Source organism: Streptomyces sp. V1I1 (assembly GCF_030817355.1).
Lineage (GTDB): Bacteria > Actinomycetota > Actinomycetes > Streptomycetales > Streptomycetaceae > Streptomyces.
The window spans coordinates 5,935,811-5,955,856 of sequence record NZ_JAUSZH010000001.1 but is presented as its reverse complement, the minus strand read 5'-3'; the positions used below and the strand labels follow the sequence as shown (position 1 = coordinate 5,955,856).

General features: G+C 70.9%; 20 protein-coding genes, 1 other RNA gene and 1 pseudogene. 7 read left to right on the top strand and 15 right to left on the bottom strand.

Going from position 1 to position 20,046, the window contains the following annotated elements; all coding sequences use genetic code 11:
* Nucleotides 1-23 precede the first annotated feature (23 nt).
* Nucleotides 24-722, bottom strand: a complete 699-nt coding sequence (locus QFZ67_RS27900; protein ID WP_307663804.1) for an SDR family oxidoreductase — start codon at nt 720-722, stop codon at nt 24-26.
* A 138-nt stretch (nt 723-860) separates the two neighbouring features.
* Nucleotides 861-1,718: pseudogene (locus QFZ67_RS27895) on the bottom strand (transposase); the annotation flags it as partial.
* Between the two features lie 358 nt (nt 1,719-2,076).
* Between QFZ67_RS27895 and QFZ67_RS27890 the strand changes: the two are divergent.
* Nucleotides 2,077-2,616 (top strand): transposase, encoded by a 540-nt coding sequence (locus tag QFZ67_RS27890; protein WP_307665994.1) that lies wholly within the window; start codon nt 2,077-2,079, stop codon nt 2,614-2,616.
* A gap of 134 nt (nt 2,617-2,750) precedes the next feature.
* Here the strand turns inward: QFZ67_RS27890 and QFZ67_RS27885 are convergent, their stop codons facing one another.
* From QFZ67_RS27885 to QFZ67_RS27870, 4 genes are all read right to left on the bottom strand, one after another.
* Nucleotides 2,751-2,987 (bottom strand): hypothetical protein, encoded by a 237-nt coding sequence (locus tag QFZ67_RS27885; protein ID WP_307663803.1) that lies wholly within the window; start codon nt 2,985-2,987, stop codon nt 2,751-2,753.
* A 38-nt stretch (nt 2,988-3,025) separates the two neighbouring features.
* Nucleotides 3,026-3,535, bottom strand: a complete 510-nt coding sequence (locus QFZ67_RS27880) for a hypothetical protein (protein ID WP_307663802.1) — start codon at nt 3,533-3,535, stop codon at nt 3,026-3,028.
* A gap of 272 nt (nt 3,536-3,807) precedes the next feature.
* An RNA gene (rnpB, locus tag QFZ67_RS27875) (RNase P RNA component class A) lies at nt 3,808-4,211 on the bottom strand.
* A 101-nt stretch (nt 4,212-4,312) separates the two neighbouring features.
* A complete protein-coding gene (locus QFZ67_RS27870) occupies nt 4,313-5,752 on the bottom strand; it encodes an RNB domain-containing ribonuclease (RefSeq protein WP_307663801.1) in 1,440 nt (479 codons plus the stop codon).
* Nucleotides 5,753-5,848: 96 nt separating this feature from the next.
* Between QFZ67_RS27870 and yaaA the strand changes: the two genes are divergently transcribed.
* Together yaaA and eda are read left to right on the top strand one after the other, a co-directional pair.
* Nucleotides 5,849-6,649, top strand: coding sequence for a peroxide stress protein YaaA (yaaA, locus tag QFZ67_RS27865; protein WP_307663800.1), 801 nt, complete (start codon nt 5,849-5,851; stop codon nt 6,647-6,649).
* Between the two features lie 70 nt (nt 6,650-6,719).
* Nucleotides 6,720-7,361 (top strand): bifunctional 4-hydroxy-2-oxoglutarate aldolase/2-dehydro-3-deoxy-phosphogluconate aldolase, encoded by a 642-nt coding sequence (gene eda, locus QFZ67_RS27860; RefSeq protein ID WP_307663799.1) that lies wholly within the window; start codon nt 6,720-6,722, stop codon nt 7,359-7,361.
* On the opposite strand, the gene QFZ67_RS27855 is transcribed toward eda, so the two are convergent.
* The 5 genes from QFZ67_RS27855 to QFZ67_RS27835 are packed head-to-tail and all read right to left on the bottom strand — an operon-like array spanning nt 7,354 to nt 12,158.
* Nucleotides 7,354-8,202, bottom strand: a complete 849-nt coding sequence (locus QFZ67_RS27855) for a GNAT family N-acetyltransferase (RefSeq protein WP_307663798.1) — start codon at nt 8,200-8,202, stop codon at nt 7,354-7,356. The genes eda and QFZ67_RS27855 overlap by 8 nt on opposite strands.
* 4 nt (nt 8,203-8,206) lie before the next feature.
* Nucleotides 8,207-9,490 (bottom strand): bifunctional RNase H/acid phosphatase, encoded by a 1,284-nt coding sequence (locus QFZ67_RS27850; protein WP_307663797.1) that lies wholly within the window; start codon nt 9,488-9,490, stop codon nt 8,207-8,209.
* Complete coding sequence (locus QFZ67_RS27845; protein WP_307665993.1) at nt 9,490-10,233, bottom strand: zinc ribbon domain-containing protein; 744 nt, start codon at nt 10,231-10,233, stop codon at nt 9,490-9,492. The genes QFZ67_RS27850 and QFZ67_RS27845 overlap by 1 nt, the downstream gene beginning before the upstream one ends.
* The gene (locus tag QFZ67_RS27840; RefSeq protein WP_307663796.1) at nt 10,230-11,066 is read right to left on the bottom strand and encodes a Nif3-like dinuclear metal center hexameric protein; all 837 of its coding nucleotides are present in this window, start codon (nt 11,064-11,066) and stop codon (nt 10,230-10,232) included. Before QFZ67_RS27840 ends, QFZ67_RS27845 begins: the two co-directional genes overlap by 4 nt.
* 45 nt (nt 11,067-11,111) lie before the next feature.
* Nucleotides 11,112-12,158: an ABC transporter substrate-binding protein gene (locus tag QFZ67_RS27835; protein WP_307663795.1), complete on the bottom strand. Its 1,047-nt coding sequence runs from the start codon at nt 12,156-12,158 to the stop codon at nt 11,112-11,114.
* A gap of 184 nt (nt 12,159-12,342) precedes the next feature.
* Between QFZ67_RS27835 and QFZ67_RS27830 the strand changes: the two genes are divergently transcribed.
* Complete coding sequence (locus QFZ67_RS27830) at nt 12,343-13,506, top strand: hypothetical protein (protein WP_307663794.1); 1,164 nt, start codon at nt 12,343-12,345, stop codon at nt 13,504-13,506.
* A 119-nt stretch (nt 13,507-13,625) separates the two neighbouring features.
* The gene (locus tag QFZ67_RS27825; protein WP_307663793.1) at nt 13,626-13,796 is read left to right on the top strand and encodes a hypothetical protein; all 171 of its coding nucleotides are present in this window, start codon (nt 13,626-13,628) and stop codon (nt 13,794-13,796) included.
* 135 nt (nt 13,797-13,931) lie between these two features.
* On the opposite strand, the gene QFZ67_RS27820 is transcribed toward QFZ67_RS27825, so the two are convergent.
* From QFZ67_RS27820 to QFZ67_RS27810, 3 genes are read right to left on the bottom strand one after another with little or no spacing between them, the layout of a single operon-like run.
* Entirely contained in the window at nt 13,932-14,873 is a 942-nt protein-coding gene (locus QFZ67_RS27820) for a 3-oxoacyl-ACP reductase (protein WP_307663792.1), read from the bottom strand.
* 10 nt (nt 14,874-14,883) lie between these two features.
* Nucleotides 14,884-15,969 (bottom strand): Zn-dependent alcohol dehydrogenase, encoded by a 1,086-nt coding sequence (locus tag QFZ67_RS27815; RefSeq protein WP_307663791.1) that lies wholly within the window; start codon nt 15,967-15,969, stop codon nt 14,884-14,886.
* Between the two features lie 25 nt (nt 15,970-15,994).
* On the bottom strand, nt 15,995-16,849 hold the full coding sequence (locus QFZ67_RS27810) for a MaoC/PaaZ C-terminal domain-containing protein (RefSeq protein ID WP_307663790.1): 855 nt from the start codon (nt 16,847-16,849) through the stop codon (nt 15,995-15,997).
* A gap of 264 nt (nt 16,850-17,113) precedes the next feature.
* Between QFZ67_RS27810 and QFZ67_RS27805 the strand changes: the two genes are divergently transcribed.
* On the top strand, nt 17,114-17,485 hold the full coding sequence (locus tag QFZ67_RS27805; protein WP_373430135.1) for a hypothetical protein: 372 nt from the start codon (nt 17,114-17,116) through the stop codon (nt 17,483-17,485).
* A gap of 179 nt (nt 17,486-17,664) precedes the next feature.
* On the top strand, nt 17,665-18,294 hold the full coding sequence (locus QFZ67_RS27800; RefSeq protein ID WP_307665992.1) for a response regulator transcription factor: 630 nt from the start codon (nt 17,665-17,667) through the stop codon (nt 18,292-18,294).
* 218 nt (nt 18,295-18,512) lie between these two features.
* Here QFZ67_RS27800 and QFZ67_RS27795 read toward each other — a convergent pair whose 3' ends face one another.
* Nucleotides 18,513-20,000 carry an MFS transporter gene (locus QFZ67_RS27795; protein WP_373430134.1) on the bottom strand — a complete coding sequence of 496 codons (1,488 nt, stop codon included), beginning with the start codon at nt 19,998-20,000 and terminating at the stop codon, nt 18,513-18,515.
* Between the last annotated feature and the right edge of the window lie 46 nt (nt 20,001-20,046).

The following is a 20,046-nucleotide window of genomic DNA, read 5'->3' as shown; positions in this document are numbered from 1 at the left end:
GTTCGGAGGTCGGGAGGGCCGCGTCAGCCGGTCTGCCCGGCCGGCCGCACGGTGATGTGGTTGATGTCCACGCCCTCGGGCTGGTCGACGGCGAAGACGATCGTGTCCGCGATCTGCTCGGCTGTCATCGCCGGCGCCGCCTCGGGGGTGCCACCGCGCTTGTCCCAGAACGGGGTGTCCACCACGCCGGGGGCGACGACGGTCACTCCGATCCCGTCCTTGCCGACCAGCAGCCGGGTGTTCTCGGCCAAGGCGTGCGCGGCCCACTTGGTGACCGAGTACAGGTTGCCGGGCGTGTTGCGCACTCCGGCGACCGAGCCGATGATCACGATCCGGCCCTTGGACTCCCTGAGGTGCGGCAGGGTCTCCCGCACCAGCAGGGCGGGGCCCAGGACATTGGTGAGGACCATGGCGCGCATGTCCGCGGGAGCGTGGCTCTCCAGGTTGCCGGGCAACGAGAAACCGGCGTTGGCAATGACGTTGTCCAGCCGCCCCCACGCGTCCACCACTTGGCGCACGGCGGCGGCTACATCGTGCTCGTCGCTGGTGTCGCCGGTGATCGGCAGGAGCCGCTCGCCCGCTCCGGCCGAAGCGACGAAGGCGGCCAGCTTGTCCGTGTCGCGTCCGGTGACGGTCACGCGGTGCCCCCGCTTGAGCAGGGCGCGGGCGGTGGCGGCGCCGATTCCGGTCGAGCCACCGGTGATCAGCGTGACGGGTTCCATGGGACGGCCTCCTCAGTGACGGGGTCATCGGGGTCCGCCGGAGTTCCGGACGTCGATGAACGCAAGGTGGCGCCTGAGGCCGACCGACTCCGGGCCGCCGCCGGTTCCCCGGAACGCCTGCACTATATCCAGAGATCTCAGCGGGCCCAGGCCGGGAAAGCTGGTGATGATCTCGGCATCGTCATGGGCTTCGAACGCCTGCACCGAGGCTTCGGCGAGATCATCGGCGCTCACGCACGCCGCCTCCAGCTGCCGCAGCAGCGCAAGTGCCTGCCGGCCCATGGCCTCCTCGACCAGGGAGAGATGGCGCATCTGCGGAGATCGGAGCGTGCTGTGTAGACGCTCGACCTCCCTGTCGATGGTGTTCTTGCGGCCGGCCTTCTTCAGCACGGCCCGCAGCTGGGGCCGGGTGAGTTTGGCTGCCTGGCGTGGGGTGGGCGCCGCGGCCAGGAGAGCCCGGGCTATGGGGTGGTAGATGCCCTCACGTCGGTGGCCAGCGGCGGCCAGGTAGCTGGGGAAGTACTCGCGCAGGTGCGAGGTCAGCTTGTTGCCGGCCTGGGTTCGGTCCCAGACGGCGTCCTGCTGGGCACGGGCAAGGACCGCGACGGCCTGGGCCACTTCGGAGGCGGCGGGAAGCGTGCGGTGAGCTGCGGCATCGGTGCGAAGGATGTTCGCCAGCACCATGGCGTCCAGGTGGTCGGACTTCTTACGGGACACAGTGTGCCGGTCCCGGTACCGGGTGGCGGCCATCGGATTGATGGCGTAGACCGGGCGACCCGTCGCCCGCAGACAGGCGACCAGAAGACCGCGGGAGGTTTCAATGGCCACCGGGACTGGATCCTGCGGACCATCGCCGAGCTCAGCGAGCATCCGAAGCAGCTGGTCAAGCCCTTCCGCCGTGTCGTCGATGCGAGCCCGGGCCAGCGCGCCTGTCTCGTCGACGACGGCTATGTCGTGGTGGTCACTGGCCCAGTCGATGCCGCAGAACGCTCTCACTCGCCTCACGCTTTCTCATCAGACTTGTGTTGTGGCTGGTCACAGCCGTGCAGGGCATGCGTCTCTCTAATGGAAGGGCTCCGTGGCCCGACATCCGATTAGCCGTTCATGACCCCAGCGACCCGCGGGGTCCTCGGTCTTGACCGGAGCTGGTGGCTCACGAGCACGTAAGAGGTAGCCCCCGCAGGGGGCTTGGACCACGATCATCATCGGTGATCACGTGACAGCTCTCGACGCCGACTGCGAGCGTCAGTCTTCTTTGAGGGCTCAAAGGCCCGGATCAACGGAGGACGTCGTGCTGACGCCGGCGGCCGACGTCGCGCAGGTGCCTTCAGCGGTTCCATCTACTGCCCATTAGATCAACGGCAGGCGTCGGCACCTGATCTGCGACACGATCGGTCTGCTGCTGATGATCAATGTGACCGCGGGCGACGTGACCGACCGTCAGGCGGCCACCGACATGCTGCCCGCCCTGCGGACCCGTTTCCCCACGATCACCAAACTGGGGGCCGACGGCGGCTACACCGGCACCCTGATCACCTGGGCCCTGCAGGTTCTGCAGCTGGTCGTCACCGTCATCAAGCGCAGCGACGACGTCTCCGGCTTCGTCGTCCTGCCCCGTCGCTGGGTCGTGGAACGCACCTTGTGCGCCACGAGGCGCTCTGTTTGTATCCCCGGCTCAGCCACCGGCGTTGGAGTGGGCACCGGCACCGGCACCGGGGTGACGCTCTCCGCAGCAGGCGCGGCGGCCTCCTCGACGGCGGCAGCACGGCCAACGCCGGCGAGAACCTCGGCCAGGACTTCCCGAGCGGTCACGAACCGCTCCCACTGCAACTCCGCGGCATGCAACCGGGCAAGCACCCGGTCCGCCTCCTCCCGCACCACTTCCACCTGCTGACGAGCCACCCGCTCTTGTTCCTCCAACATCCCGACGATCGACGGCATCCCGCACCTCCATGACCACGACGACACGACACGTCCTGTCTGCCACGGAACCCACAACACCATGCCTGACCAGCGCAAAGTCAGCGATCAAGTACGGAAAAGCAACAGCCTCTTACTGAGCGAAGCGGCAGTGGGGGCCCAGTCGCCCACCCGACGCTCGATCTCTGAGAAGACCGCCTCTGCCGCCTCCAGCGTCTTCTCGAACGCCACTCCTCGTAGGCGGTCGACAGCGTGGCTGCGGTCCTGTCCATCGCCGTCTTCCAGCCGCAGATGCTTCACTCTCAGGCTCGACAGCAACCGCCAAGACAGCTCTTCAGCGCTCACGACGCCAGTGTCGAGATCGTACAGAGCCGCCGCTTCGGCTACGACTTGGTCAAACTGATGCAGACGAGCCCGCAGTTCGGCGTTCGTGGGCCCTGAGCGGGAGGTTGCGTCTCGGAATGCCGCCATCCCTTCCCGTTGGCGATCCGCGTGAGCGCCCCCACCTGAAAGGCGTGGGCACTACGGTCCACGGCCGCCAGCACCAGTTTCCGATGTCCGGACTCGACCTCTCCCCAGTGCTCGGTGACCTCTCTGAGGTAGCTGCCAACAAGCTTGACCATCGGCTCGTGCGAGGGCACGAAGCTGGGATCACGCCGGACACCGACGCACACGGTGAATTCGTCGCCACCACGCTGACGACGCCCGATGATCATGATGTCGTCGACCGGGCTGAACTGGCTCGCCTGCAGACGGATCTCGACGGGTTCGATCAACGCATCACCGAGCTCATCAAGTGAACTGCCGGTCAGCAGCGTCGAGAGCAGAACAGCCGCATAGCGGTGCTCCAGCACCGTCCCCCCACCGCCCATCGAGTACGGCGACACCCCCATAAACGCCCCTCACGAAGCTGTCCAGAACTTGTCACTCAGACCCTAACCTCGCCGCATCACCTGCCCGGCCTGCACGAGACCGGGCCAGTACCCGGGCCAGCACAGAGGCGTCAGCACCCCTTGCCCCCCAGGGACTTTTCAGGGACTTTCAGCGCTGCCCGAGGGACTTCCGAGGGACTTTTCGCTGCCTAACGCGGCAAGTCGCCGAAAGATCAGAAAGGGCCTCCGACGCAGGTCAGAGGCCCTTTTTGATACAAAACCGCAGGTGACGGCAGACGAGTCAGGCTGTACGCCGGGTTCTGTCACCCGGTCACCTCGCGGCGGCCGGGGAGACGGCCATCCATCTAGGACCGACGTTGCCGCCGGCCTCGTGCGGTCTACCCGCGGACTCGGGCGGGCAGCCCTCGAACGTCCGCGCAGGGCCGCGTTCTACCGCGACCCCTCTTGACCTTGCTCCAGGTGGGGTTTACCTAGCCGCCTGGGTCACCCCAGGCGCTGGTGGTCTCTTACACCACCGTTTCACCCTTACCGAGGACCGAGGTCCCCGGCGGTCTGTTTTCTGTGGCACTGTCCCGCGGGTCACCCCGGGTGGGCGTTACCCACCACCTTGCCCTGTGGAGCCCGGACGTTCCTCGAGGAGATCGGAAGATCTCCACGCGGCCGTCCGCCCGGCTCGTCTGCCGTGGTGACCATGCTACCTGGCAGGCCTGGGCCAAGCTCACGGTGCCGGTCGACCAGGCTCCGCCCCCGAGCGGATCCGTCCCGGCCCGGCCGAGCTCACGCAGGCGCGAACAGCACCTTCGCCGACCCCGGGTCCGCCTGCGTGAGCCGGACCCGCAGCCGCTCCCCCAGGGGCAGCTTCGCCTCGCCGCCCTCGATCCTCGCCACCACCGCCGGGTCCTCCAAATGGACCGTGCCGACGGCCGGTTCGTGCTCCTTCACGTCCACCACGAACGCGTCGAAGACATCGCCGATCCGCTCCTTCAGCAACGCAGCCTCTGCGATGTCGACACACTCCCGCTCCACCGTGTTGGCGCGCTTCGAGCCCTCCGCCATCTCCTTCGGCAGCACGTCGAGCGCGGCCACGGCCCAGTCCGGCGGCTCCTGACCCGCCACCGCCGCCACGCACAGTTCGCCCGCGTACCGGTCGACGAGCCGTCGCAGCGGCGCGGTGCAGTGCGTGTACTCGTCGGCCACAGCCGCATGGACCGCGGGCGAGGGCAGCTCGCCGCCTGTGAAGGCGCTGTAGCCCGCGCCCCGCAGCAGGGTGGTGCAGTCCTGCAGGAAGGCGGCATGGCGGGGGTTGTTCGGGTCGAGGGAGCGGACCAGCTCCGCGTACGAGACGTGGTGCGGCCAGTCGATCCGCAGGGCCTCGGCCGAGCGGCGCAGTCGCGCCACCGCGCCGCCCGGCGCGGTGGGCAGGGTACGCAGGATGCCGGTGCCGGCCGCGATCATGATGTCGGCCGCGGCCATGCCCGTAAGCAGGGAGATCTGGGCGTTCCAGCCGTCGGCGGGAAGCGGGGCACGGTATGTGAGGGCGTACGTGCCGTCCCGCTTCACGATCTCCTGCTCGGGGACTTTGAGCGAGATCCCGCCGCGCTCGATCTCCAGCCGTTCCCTCAGCAGTCCGATGTCCTTGAGCAGCGCCACCGGCTCCTCCGCGGTACCCGCGTCGATCTGCCGCTGGACCGTGGCGTAGTCGAGCTTGGCCCGGCTGCGTACGAGGGCCCGCCGCAGCTCGGTCGCGATCCCGCGGCCCTCTGCGTCGAGGTCGAACTGCCAGAGCAGCGCGGGTGCGTTGTGACCGGGCAGCAGACTGGCCGCGCCCTCGGAGAGCACGGCCGGATGAAGCGGGATCTTCTCGTCCGGAAAGTAGAGGGTCTGCACGCGGCGGTGCGCCTCGGCGTCCAGCGCGCCGCCGGGCGCGACGAAGGCGGCGACGTCGGCGATCGCGTAGTGGATCCGGAAGCCGTTGCCCCGGCGGGCGAGGTGCATCGCCTGGTCGAGATCGACGGAAGCCGGCGGGTCGACGGTGAAGAACGGGATGTCGGTGGCGTCGTGATCGGGCAGGCGCGGGGCCCTGGCGGCCGACTCCGCTTCCCCGAGGACCTCGGGCGGGAAGCCCTCCGGCATGCCGAGCGTCGTACGCAGCTCCCGGAGGGCGACCCGCAGGGGATCCTCGGCTGCGCCGGTGGTGTGCACATGACGGCGGGGCATGGACCGAGCCTAGGACGGGGTGGGGACCTTGGCACCCCGTACGCTGGCGCGGGGGCGCCGCACCCCCCGCCCCCGTACGTACGAAGGAGACTTGCCGTGCTCGTGCTGTTGCCGCCGTCGGAGGGTAAGGCCGCTTCCGGGCGCGGGGCTCCGCTGAAGTCGGAGTCGCTGTCGCTGCCGGGCCTTGCCGGGGCGCGCGCCGCGGTGCTGGACGAACTGGTCGAACTGTGCGCCGCCGACGAGGAGAAGGCGCGGGAAGTACTCGGCCTGAGCGAGGGCCTGCGCGGCGAGATCGCGAAGAACGTGGAGCTGCGGACCGCGGGGACCCGGCCGGCCGGGGAGATCTACACGGGTGTGCTCTACGACGCGCTGGGCCTCGCGACCCTGGAGCCGGACGCGCGGCGCCGGGCCCGGAAGTCGCTGCTGGTCTTCTCGGGGCTGTGGGGCGCGGTGCGGGTCGGCGACCGGATTCCGTCGTACCGCTGCTCGATGGGGGTGAAGCTGCCGGGGCTGGGCGCGCTCGGGGCGTACTGGCGCGAGCCCATGGCGTCCGCCATGCCGGAGGCCGCCGGTGACGGGCTCGTACTCGATCTGCGGTCCTCCGCGTATGCGGCGGCGTGGAAGCCGAAGGGCGAGGTGGCGGGGCGTACGGCGACGGTGCGGGTGATGCACTCGCAGATGGTCGACGGGGTGGAGAAGCGGTCGGTGGTCAGCCACTTCAACAAGGCGACGAAGGGTCGGCTGGTACGGGACCTGCTGACCGCGGGCGCCAAGCCGGCGGGTGCTGGCGAGCTGGTGGAGGCGCTGCGGGATCTGGGGTACGTGGTGGAGGCGCAGGCGCCGGGCAGGGCCGGGAAGGCATGGGCGCTGGATGTGGTGGTGAACCAGATCCACTGAGCGATACGGCGGCGTTGCAGCATACGCAATGACCTTTGCGCATACTGCGCGCGACGGGCAGGATGACGGCATGACCACCTCCGCCCTGCCCACCGTGCTCGACCTCGCGCCGGTCGTCCCCGTCGTCGTCATCGACGACGCCGCCGATGCCGTACCGCTCGCGCGTGCCCTGGTCGCGGGCGGTCTGCCCGCGATCGAGGTGACGCTGCGGACACCGGCCGCGCTGGACGCGATCCGCGCGATCGCGGCCGAGGTGCCGGACGCGGTGGTGGGCGCGGGCACGGTGATCTCGGCGGACGGTGTCGATGCCGCGGTGACGGCCGGGGCGCGGTTTCTGGTGAGCCCCGGGTGGACGGACCGGCTGCTGGACGCGATGAAGGCGTCGGGGGTGCCGTTCCTGCCCGGGGTCTCGACGACCTCGGAGGTCGTGGCGCTGCTGGAGCGCGGCGTGAGCGAGATGAAGTTCTTCCCGGCCGAGGCGGCGGGCGGCACGGCGTACCTCAAGTCCCTTGCGGGTCCGCTGCCTCAGGCCCGCTTCTGCCCGACGGGCGGGATCTCGCTCGCCTCCGCGCCCTCGTATCTGGCGCTGAGGAACGTGGGCTGCGTCGGCGGTACGTGGATGCTGCCGGCGGACGCGATCGCGGCCAAGGACTGGGCGGGGGTCGAGACACTGGCGGCCGGGGCCGCCGCGCTGCGCGGCCGGGTCAGCTGAAGTCGAGGTCCACGAAGCCCGCGAGCGGGCGGTAACCGAGGCGCTGGTACAGGGCGTTGCTGGTGGGGTTGGCCAAGTCCGCGAAGAGCAGGACCTGTTCGGCCCCGGCGTCGAGCGCGTCGCGGCTCACGGCGGCGGTGACCGCACCGGCGTATCCCCGTCCGCGCAGCTCGGACGGGGTGTAGACGGGCGAGACCCGGGACTGCCCGGCCAGCAGCGGGGAACGGGCGGCCATGGACACGGGCTGCCCGTCCGTCTCCCACAGGTACAGGCAGCCGTCGGCGATGCGGCGGGAGACGTTCTCGGTCTGGTCCGCGCCGGAGGAATCACCGATGTCGGCGGCGAAGGCGCGCATCCAGGCGGCGGCCAGCGGCACGTCGGCGGCGTCGGCCCGGCGCGCGACACCCTGCGGCGCCGGCTGCCGCGGCGTCAGGCCGCCGAGCCGGAATAGCCGCAGCCGTACGTCGACGCTCCAGCCGTGCGCGCCCGCCCACTCGTCGGCGAAGGCGTACGCGTGTGCCTCACCGCCCTTCACACCGCTGAGCCCGATCCCGGCGGCCCGCAGCATCCGCGCCAGCTCGCGGGCGAGCGGCTCGGCCATCGGCCCGAGCAGGGGCGGCCGCGGCGGCGTCTGCACGAACGCACCCGCCACGTCGCCCCCGTCCCCGTCCCGCCACCATCCGAACCGGGCGGGTGACGCGTCCCCGTACGCATGCGGCCCGTGCCGCCGCACGGTCTCACTGACGGTGAGCAGGGCGGTGCTGCCGACGGGGTCGCGCGCCAGGTAGGCGCCGACGGCCCGGCGGAACTCCTCGACGTCTTCGGTCAGCTGCCAGGTCATCGCGTCAGCGCAGGTGCGACGTGTCGTTCAGCAGGCGCAGCGATGCGTTGCCGTCCCCGTAGTACGCCACCGCCGAGACCGAGGCGGTGGCGAGTTCCATCCGGAACAGCGACTCCGGCGGGGCTCCCAGCGCCAGTCGGACCAGGGTCTTGATGGGCGTGACATGGGTGACCAGCAGGACCGTGCGGCCCTCGTACCGGGCGATCAGCTTGTCGCGGGTCGCCGCGACCCGGCGCGCCACCGTCGCAAAGCTCTCTCCGCCACCCGTCGGGGCGAACTTCGCCGAGGCGAGCCAGGCGGTGAGGTCGTCGCCGTACCGCTCGCGGACCTCCGCGAACGTCAGGCCCTCCCAGGCGCCGAAGTCCGTCTCGCGCAGGCCGTCCTCGATGCGGACGTCGAGGCTCAGCCGGGCCGCAACGGTCTCCGCGGTCTCGCGGCAGCGCTTGAGGGGGGAGCTGACGATCTCCTGGATGGTGCCGCGCGCCGCGAGGGCGGCCGCGACCGCCTCGGCCTGGCGCAGGCCCGCGGGGGAGAGCGAAGGGTCGCTGCCGCCGCTGCCCGAGAAACGCTTCTCGGGGGTCAGGGGGGTCTCGCCGTGGCGGAGCAGCACAAAGGTGGCGGGTGCGCCGAGGTCGGCGGGGCCCCACCCGACGGGCGGTGCGGTCGGCGCGGCTTCGCCGACCCCCGAGGCTCCGGCCACCGGCTCGGAACGGACCGTGACCGCCGCAACGCCGGATTCACCCTCGGCCGCACCCGTCGCCCCGCTCAGCGCCGCCCTCGCCCGCGCCGCGCCCGCCGTCGCGTCGCCGACCACCCTCGCCGCCTGCGCGTCGCGTGCGTCGAGCTCCGCCGTGGAGCGCGAGGGCTCCCACTGCTTGCCCTTCTTGCCCGCGTCCATCGCCTCGTTGGCCAGCCGGTCCGCGTGCTTGTTCCTCTCGCGCGGGATCCACTCGTACGTGACCTGAGAAGCAGGAAAGACGCGCGCCGCCTCCGCCGCCAGCGGCTTCATGTCCGGGTGCTTGATCTTCCAGCGGCCCGACATCTGCTCGACGACCAGCTTGGAGTCCATCCGGACCCGGATCGACGCATCGGGGTCGAGGGCCTTCGCCGCCTTCAGCCCCGCCACCAGGCCCTTGTACTCGGCGACGTTGTTCGTCGCGACGCCGATGTACTCCGCGGTCTCGGCGAGCGTCTCCCCCGTCTTCGGGTCGAGCACGACCGCACCGTATCCGGCGGGGCCCGGATTTCCCCGCGAGCCGCCGTCCGCCTCGACGACGAACTCCCGCACTACAGCCCCGATTCAGCGGTACGGATCAGGATCCGGCGGCAGTTCTCGCAGCGCAGCACCGTGTCCGGAGACGCCGCCTTGACCTCGTTCACCTCGGTGATGTTCAGCTCCAGCTGGCAGCCCTCGCAGCGGCGCTGGTAGAGGCGTGCCGCGCCCACCCCGCCCTGCTGGACGCGCAGCTTCTCGTACAGCTTGAGGAGATCCGCCGGCACGGAGCCCGACACGACTTCGCGCTCCTTGGTGATCGAGGCGACCTCGCCGTCGATCTCCTCCTGCGCGGCGTCGCGGCGCGCGATCGCGTCGTCGAGCTTGGCCTGGACCGAGGAGACCCGTCCGGTCAGCTCGGCGACACGTTCCTGCACGGACTCACGGCGCTCCATGACCTCGAGGACGACGTCCTCCAGGTCGCCCTGGCGCTTGGCGAGCGAGACGATCTCGCGCTGCAGGTTCTCCAGGTCCTTGGGCGAGGTGGCCGCGCCCGAGTCGAGGCGCTGCTGGTCGCGGACGGCGCGCTGGCGCACCTGGTCGACGTCCTGCTCCGCCTTGGTCTGCTCGCGGGCGGTGTCGCTCTCCTCGGTCTGCGCGGCGACCAGCAGGTCGCGCAGCTGCGTGAGGTCCTTGCTGAGCGACTCGATCTCGGCGTGCTCGGGCAGCGACTTGCGCTTGTGGGCGAGCTGCGACAGTCGTACGTCCAGGGCCTGGACGTCGAGAAGTCTGATCTGGTCGGCGGGCGAGGCGTTCAGTTGGGGGCTCCAGAAGAATGGTGGGAGGACCAGGGGTCGGTGACCGTGTGCGAGACGTGGACCCGAAGGCCCCAGCCGTGCCGGTCGGAAATCTCGTCGAGCTGGGCCGCGGCCTGCTCGCACCAGGGCCACTCGGTGGCCCAGTGGGCGGCGTCGACCAGTCCCAGCGGTGATTGCTGCACCGCCTCGGACGCGGGGTGGTGGCGCAGATCGGCGGTGAGGAACGCGTCCACGCCCGCGGCCCGTACGACGTCGAAGAGGCTGTCGCCGGAGCCGCCGCTGACCGCGACCGTACGGACCACGGCGTCCGGGTCGCCCGCGATGCGGATGCCCTGCGCGGTGACGGGCAGGCGCTTGGCGGCGCGCGCGGCGAACTCGCCGAGCGTCTCGGGGTGGTCGAGTTCACAGATCCGGCCGAGGCCGCGGCGACCGTGCGGGTCCGTCGTATCCGGCACCAGCGGGCGTACGACCCGCAGGTCGAGCGCGCCCGCGAGGGCGTCGGAGACTCCGGGGTCGGCGGTGTCGGCGTTGGTGTGCGCGACATGCAGGGCGATGTCGTGCTTGATCAGGGTGTGCACGACGCGGCCCTTGAAGGTGGAGGCCGCGACGGTCGTCGTACCGCGCAGATAGAGCGGGTGGTGCGTGATGATCAGCTGGGCGCCGAGTTCGATCGCCTCGTCGGCGATCTCCTGAACGGGGTCGACGGCGAACAGCACACGGCTGATCCCGGCGTCCGGGTCGCCGCACACCGTGCCGACGGCGTCCCACTGTTCGGCCCGCTCGGCGGGCCACAGGGCGTCGAGCGCGGCGAGTACTTCAGACAGACGGGGCACGAGGGAAAGGCTACCTGTCCTCCGTGCCCCTGCGGCCTGCGCTGGTCACTTGGCCAGGAAGCCCCGGAGGTCGTCGAGCACCTTGTCCGCGGCGGTGACGCCAAGGCCGAGGTACCAGGTCTCGTCCGGGACGTCCTTGGCCTGGCCGGCCTTGACCGCCTTGAGGTTCTTCCACAGCGGGTTGGACCGGGCGGAGTCGCGCTTGGTTGTCTTGGGGTCGCCGTAGACACCGGTGAAGATCCAGTCGGCGTCCGCGGAGTCGATCTTCTCGGGGCTGATCTCCACGGCGAGGTCCTCGACCTGCTGGTTCGCGGGCCGCGGCAGGCCGGAGTCCTTGAGGATGGTGCCGATGAAGGACGCCTGGGCGTAGAGACGGATCTTGCCCGGCATGTAGCGGACCATCGAGACGGTCGGCTTCCTGGCGTTCTTGGCGCCGACGTCCGTGCCGAGCTGCCTGGCCTTCTTCTCGTACGCGTCGAGCTTCGCCTTCGCCTCGGCGGTCTTGTCCAGGGCCGCGGCGTTGAGGAGGTAGTTCTCCTTCCAGGTGAAGCCCGGACGGATGGAGAAGACGGTCGGAGCGATCGTGGACAGCTCCTTGTACTTGTCGGCGGCGCGCAGCTGGCTGCCGAGGATCAGGTCGGGCTTGAGGGCGGCGATCGCCTCGAGGTTGAGGTTGTTGATCGTGCCGACGTTCTTGGGACTGCCGGCTTCCTGCTTCAGGTAGCCGGGGACGCCCTCGTCGCCCTCGGTGGGGGCGTAGCCGACGGGCTTGACGCCCAGCGAGGCGACGTTGTCCAGCTCGCCGACGTCGAGGACCACGACCCGCTTGGGCGCGGTCTTGAGCTCCGTCTTGCCCAGCGCGTGGGTGACGGTGCGCGGGAACTGGCCGGGCTTGGCGTCGGTGCCCATCGCCGCGGTCTTCGCCGCCGCGTCGCCGAAGCCCTTGCCGCCCTGCGCGACGGCCTTCTTGCCGCCGTCGTCAGCCTTGCCGGCGGAGCCCTTGTCCCCGCCGTCCTGGCTGCCGCAGGCGGTGAGGGAGAGCGCGGCGGCAAGGGCGACTGCGGCGGCGGTGCCGCGGCGGCGTAGGGACATGACGTGCTCCTGATCCAGTACTTAGGGGGCCCTAACTTTATCCACTGCCATCCCGCTGAGCACACTCGCCCCCTCCCTCTCAGGAGAATCCGGGCAGGGCCACCCATATGTGTGAAGTGGTGAGTCACGTGTTGTTCGGCAGGAAGTGCGATACCTAGCTTCGGTTACCGGAGGTGATGCGCCGATGACAGCCTGTGCCATCGAGACCGCCACGGAGGACGGGGCGGTGGGGCGTACGGGGATCACGATCACCGCGGACGGCGCATACGCGGCCCGGCTGGCGGGGGGCCGTGAGGCCCTGTTCCCGGAGCGGTGGACGCTCGGGCCCGAGCCGTACGCCGTGCCGCTGCCGCTGGACCAGCCCGAGGAGCGCGAAGCCGAGGTGCTGCCGCTGGCCGACGGACGGGTGCTGATCCGGCGGCGGGTGGCGGGACGGCACGCCTTCTCGCTGCTGTATCCGACCGGGCCGGGGACGGGTGAACTGCCGCTCGGCGCCGTCGAGTCGGCGGAGCTGCGGCTGCTTCCGCCCGCGCCGGACGGCAGGAGGGCGTACGCCCTGGCACCCGGCGCCGAGTCGACCGTGGTCTGGCTGGTGGCGGGCGGGGCGTTCGGCCCCGAGCCTGTCGCCGAGGTGCCGGGCCGCTGCTCCGGCGGGGTCTGGCTGGACCGTGAGGGGCGGATACTGGCCCTGGACCGACAGCTGGCCGGCGGCCCGGTGAAGGCGGTGGTGGTCAATCTGGAGCGGGGCGGGGAGGTGACGCCGCTGCTTCAGATCACGGATGACAGCGACGACCGGCTGCTGCTGGCCGACACGGACAGCGGCCTGCTGCTGATCCGCTCGAACGCGCCGGGCCACGACCGGCTCGGCTGGGGCGTGCTGGGGAGCCTGCGGCCGGTCCGCTTCCCCGAGTGCCTGCGGCTGGCGGACTGCGCGGTGACGCCGTTCGCCGTACAGCCCGGGCAGGTGCTGATGCCGGAGAGCTGCGCGGTGGCGCTGCGCATCGACGGCGCGGCGGGGACCTGGCTGGGGGTGTGGCGCCCGTCAGGACGGCGGCTGCATCAACTGGCCGCGCCCGAGGGATGGTTGGCGGGAGCCGGCCTGTGGAGCCGGGAGGGCGTGCTGCAACTCCCGTACGCGACCAGGGCGGTGCCGTGCGGGATGGCGCGGATCGACGGGCCGGCGGACGCGCTCGTACCGGATGCGATCACGGATACGAAGGTGATCACAGGACCAGCACAATCGGAATGGCCTGGTGGGGAACCGTCCTGGGATACCGGGACTCCTATCGTGTACAAGCCTGTTCCTTTGCAGCAGGCGCCTCTCACCGGCGGCGGGGCCCCTGGTTAAACTCTCGGGCCGGGGCTACGCAGCCGCACCGACCGGACGCCGACGGTGACGGGGTTCGCAGGTGCGGCCGGGGTGCCCTGCGACACGTAATCAGCGATCACAACGGGGTGACTTCCCACATGTCTGAAGCCCGAACCGACACGGCCCAGGAGCGCCCGCGGCCTGCGGCCGCAGGCCGGGCCGAAGCCGGCGGCGCCGGAAAGCACCGGGGCGGTGCGGCGACGACGGAGGAGTCCGCGACGCCGGGGCACGGCAGGCACCGGCGTCCGGAGGGGATGCGCGGCGCCTGACGCGGGTTCCTGGGGCTCCGCCCCAGACCCCGCTCCTCAAACTCCCCCAGACTTCGTCCGGGGGGACCCCCAAGGGGCCAGGGAATCCAGCCCGTCCGGCGTTTGAGGACAAACCGGCTAACCGGACGGCCCCGGTCAGCCCCGCTTCAGGCCCAGTACCTCCGCCGCCGCGAACGTCTCGTTCCCCGGGCGGTCCGCGTAATGCGGGGTCAGCACCGCATCCAGTTCGTCGTACGAGAACGCCTCCTTCGACGTGTCGAACTTCACCGCCACCCTGGGGCGTTCGACGATCGCCACCATCCCGCCGTGCACGACCAGCAGCTGCCCGTTGACCTTCGATGCCGCGGGCGAGGCCAGATAGCCCACCAGCGGCGACACATGCTCCGGCGCCAGCGGGTCGAGCCCGCCGTCCGCCGGTTCCGCGAAGCCGGCGAACACGTCCTGCGTCATCCGGGTCCTGGCGCGCGGGCAGATCACATTGGCCGTGACCCCGTACTTGGCGAGCGCCAGCGCCGTGGAGGTGGTCAGGCCGACGATGCCGCCCTTGGCCGCCGCGTAGTTCGGCTGACCCGCCGAGCCCGCGAGGAACGCCTCCGAGGAGGTGTTGACGATCCGCCCGTAGACCGGCGCTCCGGATGCCTTGGAACGCTCGCGCCAGTGCACCGACGCGAAGTGGGTGGTGTTGAAGTGCCCCTTGAGGTGGACCCGGATCACCGAGTCCCACTCGCTCTCGCTCATCGAGAAGACCATCCGGTCGCGCAGGATGCCCGCGTTGTTGACCAGGATGTCCAGCTTTCCGTACGTGGAGACGGCCAGCCCGACCAGGCCGCGGGCCTGGGCGAAGTCGGAGACGTCGCCATGGTGGGCAGTGGCGGAGCCGCCCGTCGTACGGATCTCCTCGGCGACCTCCTCCGCCGGGGTCGCCGACGCCTCGCCCGAGCCGTCCCGGCCCGGCCGGCCGTAGTCGTTGACGACGACGCTCGCGCCGAGGCGGGCGAGTTCGAGTGCTTCGGCGCGCCCGAGGCCGCGGCCTGCCCCGGTGACGATCGCGGACAGGCCCTCAAGTGGCAGTGACATCAAAGCCCTTTCAGATCTCGATGCAGGTGCGCAGCGCCTCGCCCGTACGCATCTGGGCCAGGGCGTCATTGATCTCGGCGAGCCGCACCCGGTGGGTGATCAGCCCTTCGAGGTCGATACGGCCCGCCCGCCACAGGGCGATGGCCCGTTCGTACGAGGTGAGCACGTCGCCGCCCCCGTACATCGACGGCAGGATCCGCTTCTCGTCGAAGAACAGCTCGAACATGTTGAGCTGGAGGAAGTCGTCCATGGCACCCGCGCCGACGACGCACAGGGTGCCGCCGCGCCGGGTCGTCTCGTACGCCGTGCGCGCGGTGGCGGACTTGCCGACGACCTCGAAGACGTAGTCGAAACCCTCGCCGGCGGTGACGCGCTGCTTGGCGTCGGCCAGTTCGTCGGGCGAGACGGCCTCGGTGGCGCCGAACCTGAGCGCGGCTTCGCGCCGCGAGGCGACCGGGTCGACGGCGACGATCTGGGCCGCGCCCTTGAGCCGCGCGCCCTGGATCGCCGAGATGCCGACCCCGCCGCAGCCGATGACGGCGACCGAGGAACCGGCCGCCACATCAGCGGTGTTGATGGCGGCGCCGAGGCCCGTGGTGACGCCACAGCCGATCAGCGCGGCGATGTCGAAGGGAACATCGTCGGGGATCGGCACGGCGCAGCCCGCGTCGACGACGACCTCCTCGGCGAAGGTTCCGGTGCCGGCGAAGCCGAATACATCAGAGGGGCTGCCGCCGGGGCGCTTGAAGTTGGGGGTGCCGGCGTTCATGAAGCCCGCGAGACAGAGCTGGGTCTGGCCTCGCTTGCAGGCGGGACAGACACCGCAGGCGGGCAGCCAGCACAGCAGCACCCGGTCGCCCTGGCTCAGGCCGCTCACACCGTCGCCGATGTCGATGATCTCGCCTGCGCCCTCGTGCCCGGGGATGAAGGGCGCGGGCTGCGGCAGCACGCCGTTCATCGCGGAGATGTCCGAGTGGCACAGCCCGGTGGCCCGGACCCGGATCTTGACCTTGCCGGGGCCGAAGCCCACCGCCTCGACGTCGTCGAGGACTTCGAGTTTGTCCTGACCTATCTCGTGCAGTACGGCTGCGCGCACGGTGCGGCTCCTCTCGTACGGATGGCTATGCGTGTTCGACGATGGTGTCGGCGAGGACCGGCGCGTCGTCCCGCTCGACGGCCGTCACCGATACGTGCACCCGGCTGCCTCCGGCCCACATCCGGATACGCAGGGTCTCGCCGGGGAAGACCACCCCGGCGAAGCGTGTGGTGTACGAGCGGACACGGCCGACGTCCCCGCCGAGCACCGTGTGGACGACCGTCTTGAGCGCCATTCCGTACGAGCAGAGCCCGTGCAGGATGGGCCGGTCGAAGCCGGCGAGCTTGGCGAACTCGGGGTCGGCGTGCAGCGGGTTCCAGTCGCCGGAGAGCCGGTAGAGGAGCGCCTGGTCCTCGCGGATGGCCTTCTCCACCACCTTGTCCGGCTCGCGGGGCGGGAGTTCGAGGCGGACGGATGGGCCGCGGTCGCCGCCGAAGCCGCCTTCTCCGCGTACGAAGATCTGGGCGTCGCTCGTCCACAGCGGGCCCTCGTCGTCGGCCGCTTCGGTGCGCAGGACGAGGATCGCGGCCTTGCCCTTGTCGTAGACGGCCGCGATCCGCGAGGTCGACACGGCTCTGCCCGTGACCGGGATCGCCCGGTGGACCCGGATGGTCTGCCCGCCGTGCAGTACGGATGCCGGATTGATGTCGAGGCCGGGTCCGGTGAGCCCGCCGATGACGCCCTTGCCCGCGCCCGCGACGGTGGCGAAGCTGGGCAGCACATGCAGCTTCGACTCGAGGGTGTAGCGCAGCTCGTCGGGGTCGGTGGCGGGGATGCCCGCGCCGAGGCCGAGGTGGTAGAGCTGGATGTCCTTGTGGTCCCAGCCGATCTCGGCGCTGCGGGGCTCGGCGGCGACGGCCTTGGCGGCATCAATGGGCATGAGGATGCTGCTCCTTGATGAGTGGAAGACCTCGGCGCGGCCGTCCGCACCGTCGGCCGCACCGAGGTCGTACGGGACCGGCCCCTGGCCCGTTCTAGAACGCGTTCTAGGAGTCGGTGGCCCTATGTATAACGCAGCCCCCATTACTTGTGAAGACTGCTGACGCCATGTCAGAAGTGGCTGTGCAGGCGGGACATTTGTCACTGCCGAGTGCGTACATGCGCATCTGCCGGAGCCCTGTGCCCGCTCCGTAGCGTGATCCACATGACGCAGACGCAGACGCAGACAGCGCAGGTCTCGTACCGTCGGTCCGCGAGGACCGGTGAGCCATGGAGCGGAGCGGTGCTGAAACTTAAGAAGACCGCACGGCCGCCGGAGGGGGTGGGCCCGCCCGGCTACGCCCTGCTGCCGTGGCTGCTGATGGGCATGGGCGCCTTCGCCAACCTGGTGCAGGGCAAGACCCCGAACCCGTGGGTCGGCGGCATCGGCCTGCTGGCCTTCAACTCCCTCTACATCAGCGTGGTTTTCCGCGCCTTCGTGAAGGAGAAGCGGGAAGCGCCCGCCACGATCTGGCTGCTGGTCGCGATGACCGCGATCACCTGCGCTCTGGCGATCGGCTACCCGGCAGCGGGCTGAAAGGTCTTCGCGAGCGCCTCTCGGCGGCCAGCGGCTCACTGGTGGCGGGCCCGTCGCCCGGGGCGGCTTCCGGCTGAGCGCGGAACTCCCGGTGGAGGCGGTGCGGGACGCGGAGCCGGTGCGCCCGGCTGAGCAGTGCCTGGGCGATCGGTCCGCCATACCCTTGCGCCGTGGAAGAGATGCCCCGTGACCACCGGCCCGCCAAGTCCGTACGCGTCCTTCTCGCCGAGGACCAGGGCATGATGCGCGGCGCGCTCGCGCTGCTGCTCGGCCTTGAGGCGGACATCGAGGTGGTCGCCCAGGTCGGCAGGGGCGACGCCGTTGTCGATGCGGCGCTCACCTCACGGCCCGATGTGGCCCTGCTGGACATCGAACTTCCCGGCCGCAGCGGGCTGGACGCAGCCGCCGATCTGCGGGACGAAGTGCCCGACTGCCGGGTGCTGATCCTCACCACCTTCGGGCGGCCGGGCTATCTGCGCCGGGCGATGGAAGCGGGGGCCGCGGGGTTTCTGGTCAAGGACGGGCCGGTGGAGGAGCTGGCCTCGGCGATCCGGCGGGTGCTGACGGGTGAGACCGTGATCGACCCGGCGCTCGCCGCCGCACTGAGCGCCGGGCCGAGTCCGCTCACCGCCCGCGAGCGGGATGTGCTGAACGCGTCGGTGGACGGTGCGACGGTCTCCGACATCGCGGCGGCGCTGCATCTGTCCGAGTCGACCGTACGGAACTATCTGTCGTCGGCGATCGGCAAGACGGGCACACGCAACCGCATGGAGGCGGTGCGGGCGGCGCGTCAGCAGGGCTGGCTGTAGGCGCCCGCGGCGGGCTTGTTCCCCACCCCGCCCTCCCCCTACGGCCTGGCGGCCGTGGGAGGTACCCCCATCCCGAATCGGGGTTCCGCCCCGGCCCGCGCGCCTCAATCGCCGGCGAGGCTTGAGAATCAAGCCCGTTGGGGGTCCCCCCGGACGAAGTCCGGGGGGACTGAAGACACGGCCGAAGGCCGTACCGGGGGCCTGGGGCGGAGCCCCAGTTACGGCTCCACCCTCCGCGGCAACCACAACAGCATCAGCACCGCCGCCACCAGCAGCAGCCCCGTCCCCGTACGGAACGCCAGCGCGTAACCGGCGGTCAGCGCCTCCGGGTCGGTGCCGCCCGCGGTGCGGGCCGCCGCGACCGTGGAGAGGACCGCCAGGCCCAGCGCGCCGCCCATCGTGCGGGAGGTGTTGACCAGGCCCGAGACGAGGCCCGCGTCACCCGGCGCAGCGCCCGAGGTGGCGAGCGAGGCGAGCGGGGTCGCGGCCAGTCCGGCGCCGGCCATCATGAGGATGCCGGGGCCGAGGATCGTGGTGAGGTAGGTGCCTTCGGCGGTCATTGTGGACTGCCAGCCGAACCCGGTCGCGGCGACCAGGGCGCCGATGGCCGCGACATTCCTGGCGTCGGCCCGCACCATCAGGCGGGGCGCGAGCTTCGAGCCGACGATGACGCTGACCGAGCTGGGGATGACCGCCAGGCCCGCCTCCAACGGCGTGTAGCCCAGCACGTTCTGCGCGTACACCGTCATGAAGAACCACATGGCGAACGACGCCGAACCGCAGACGAACATGGCCACATTCGCCGCGGACACCGCACGCGAGCGGAACACCTTCAGGGGCATCAGCGGCGCGCCGGTCCGCGCCTCCACGACCACGAAGAGCGCCAGCACCGCGAGCCCGCCGAGCAGCGGCAGCAGCGTGCCGGGCGCGGTCCAGCCCGACTCCTCGGTCTGCACGATGCCGTACGCGACCGCCGCGAGGCCGCCCGTGACCAGCACCGCGCCCGGCAGGTCGAGCCGGCGGCCTCCCCCACGGCCTTCGGCGTGGGAGGTACCCCCACCGGCCCTGCTCTCGGTGAGCCAGATGGCCGCGCAGACCAGGACCAGCGCACCGACCGGCACGTTGATCAGCAGCACCCAGCGCCAGGACAGCAGGTCGGTGAGGACGCCGCCGACGAGTCCGCCGGCCGCGCCGCCCGCCGCGCCCACAGCCGTCCAGGTACCGATCGCCCGGGTGCGGGCCCGGCCCGGCGGCACGGCCGCCGTCACGATGGTCAATGTCGCCGGCGCGAGCACCGCCGCGCCCAGGCCCTGCACGGCCCGCGCCGCGAGCAGCTGCCAGCCCTCCTGGGCGAGCCCGCCCGCGACGGACGCGGCGGTGAACAGCCCGAGCCCGGTGAGGAACATCAGCTTGCGGCCGAAGATGTCCGCGGCCCGCCCGCCGAGCAGCATGAACCCGGCGAAGGCGATGGAGTACGCGTTGAGGACCCATTGCAGACCCGTGGTGGAGAGCCCGAGATCGGCGCGCATCGAGGGCAGTGCGACGTTGACGACGGATACGTCGAGGACGACGAGGAACTGGCCGGCGCACGCGGCGAGGATCACCGCCCAGGTACGCATCGGGCGAGAGGCGCGGGTGGACATCGCTGTCTGTGCGGCGGGCTCTGCGGTGCCTTCGGCGTCCGGGGCGTGAACCATGACCGTCATGGTCTCAGGCGTCGTGCGGCCCATACATCCGGACATCGATGTACTG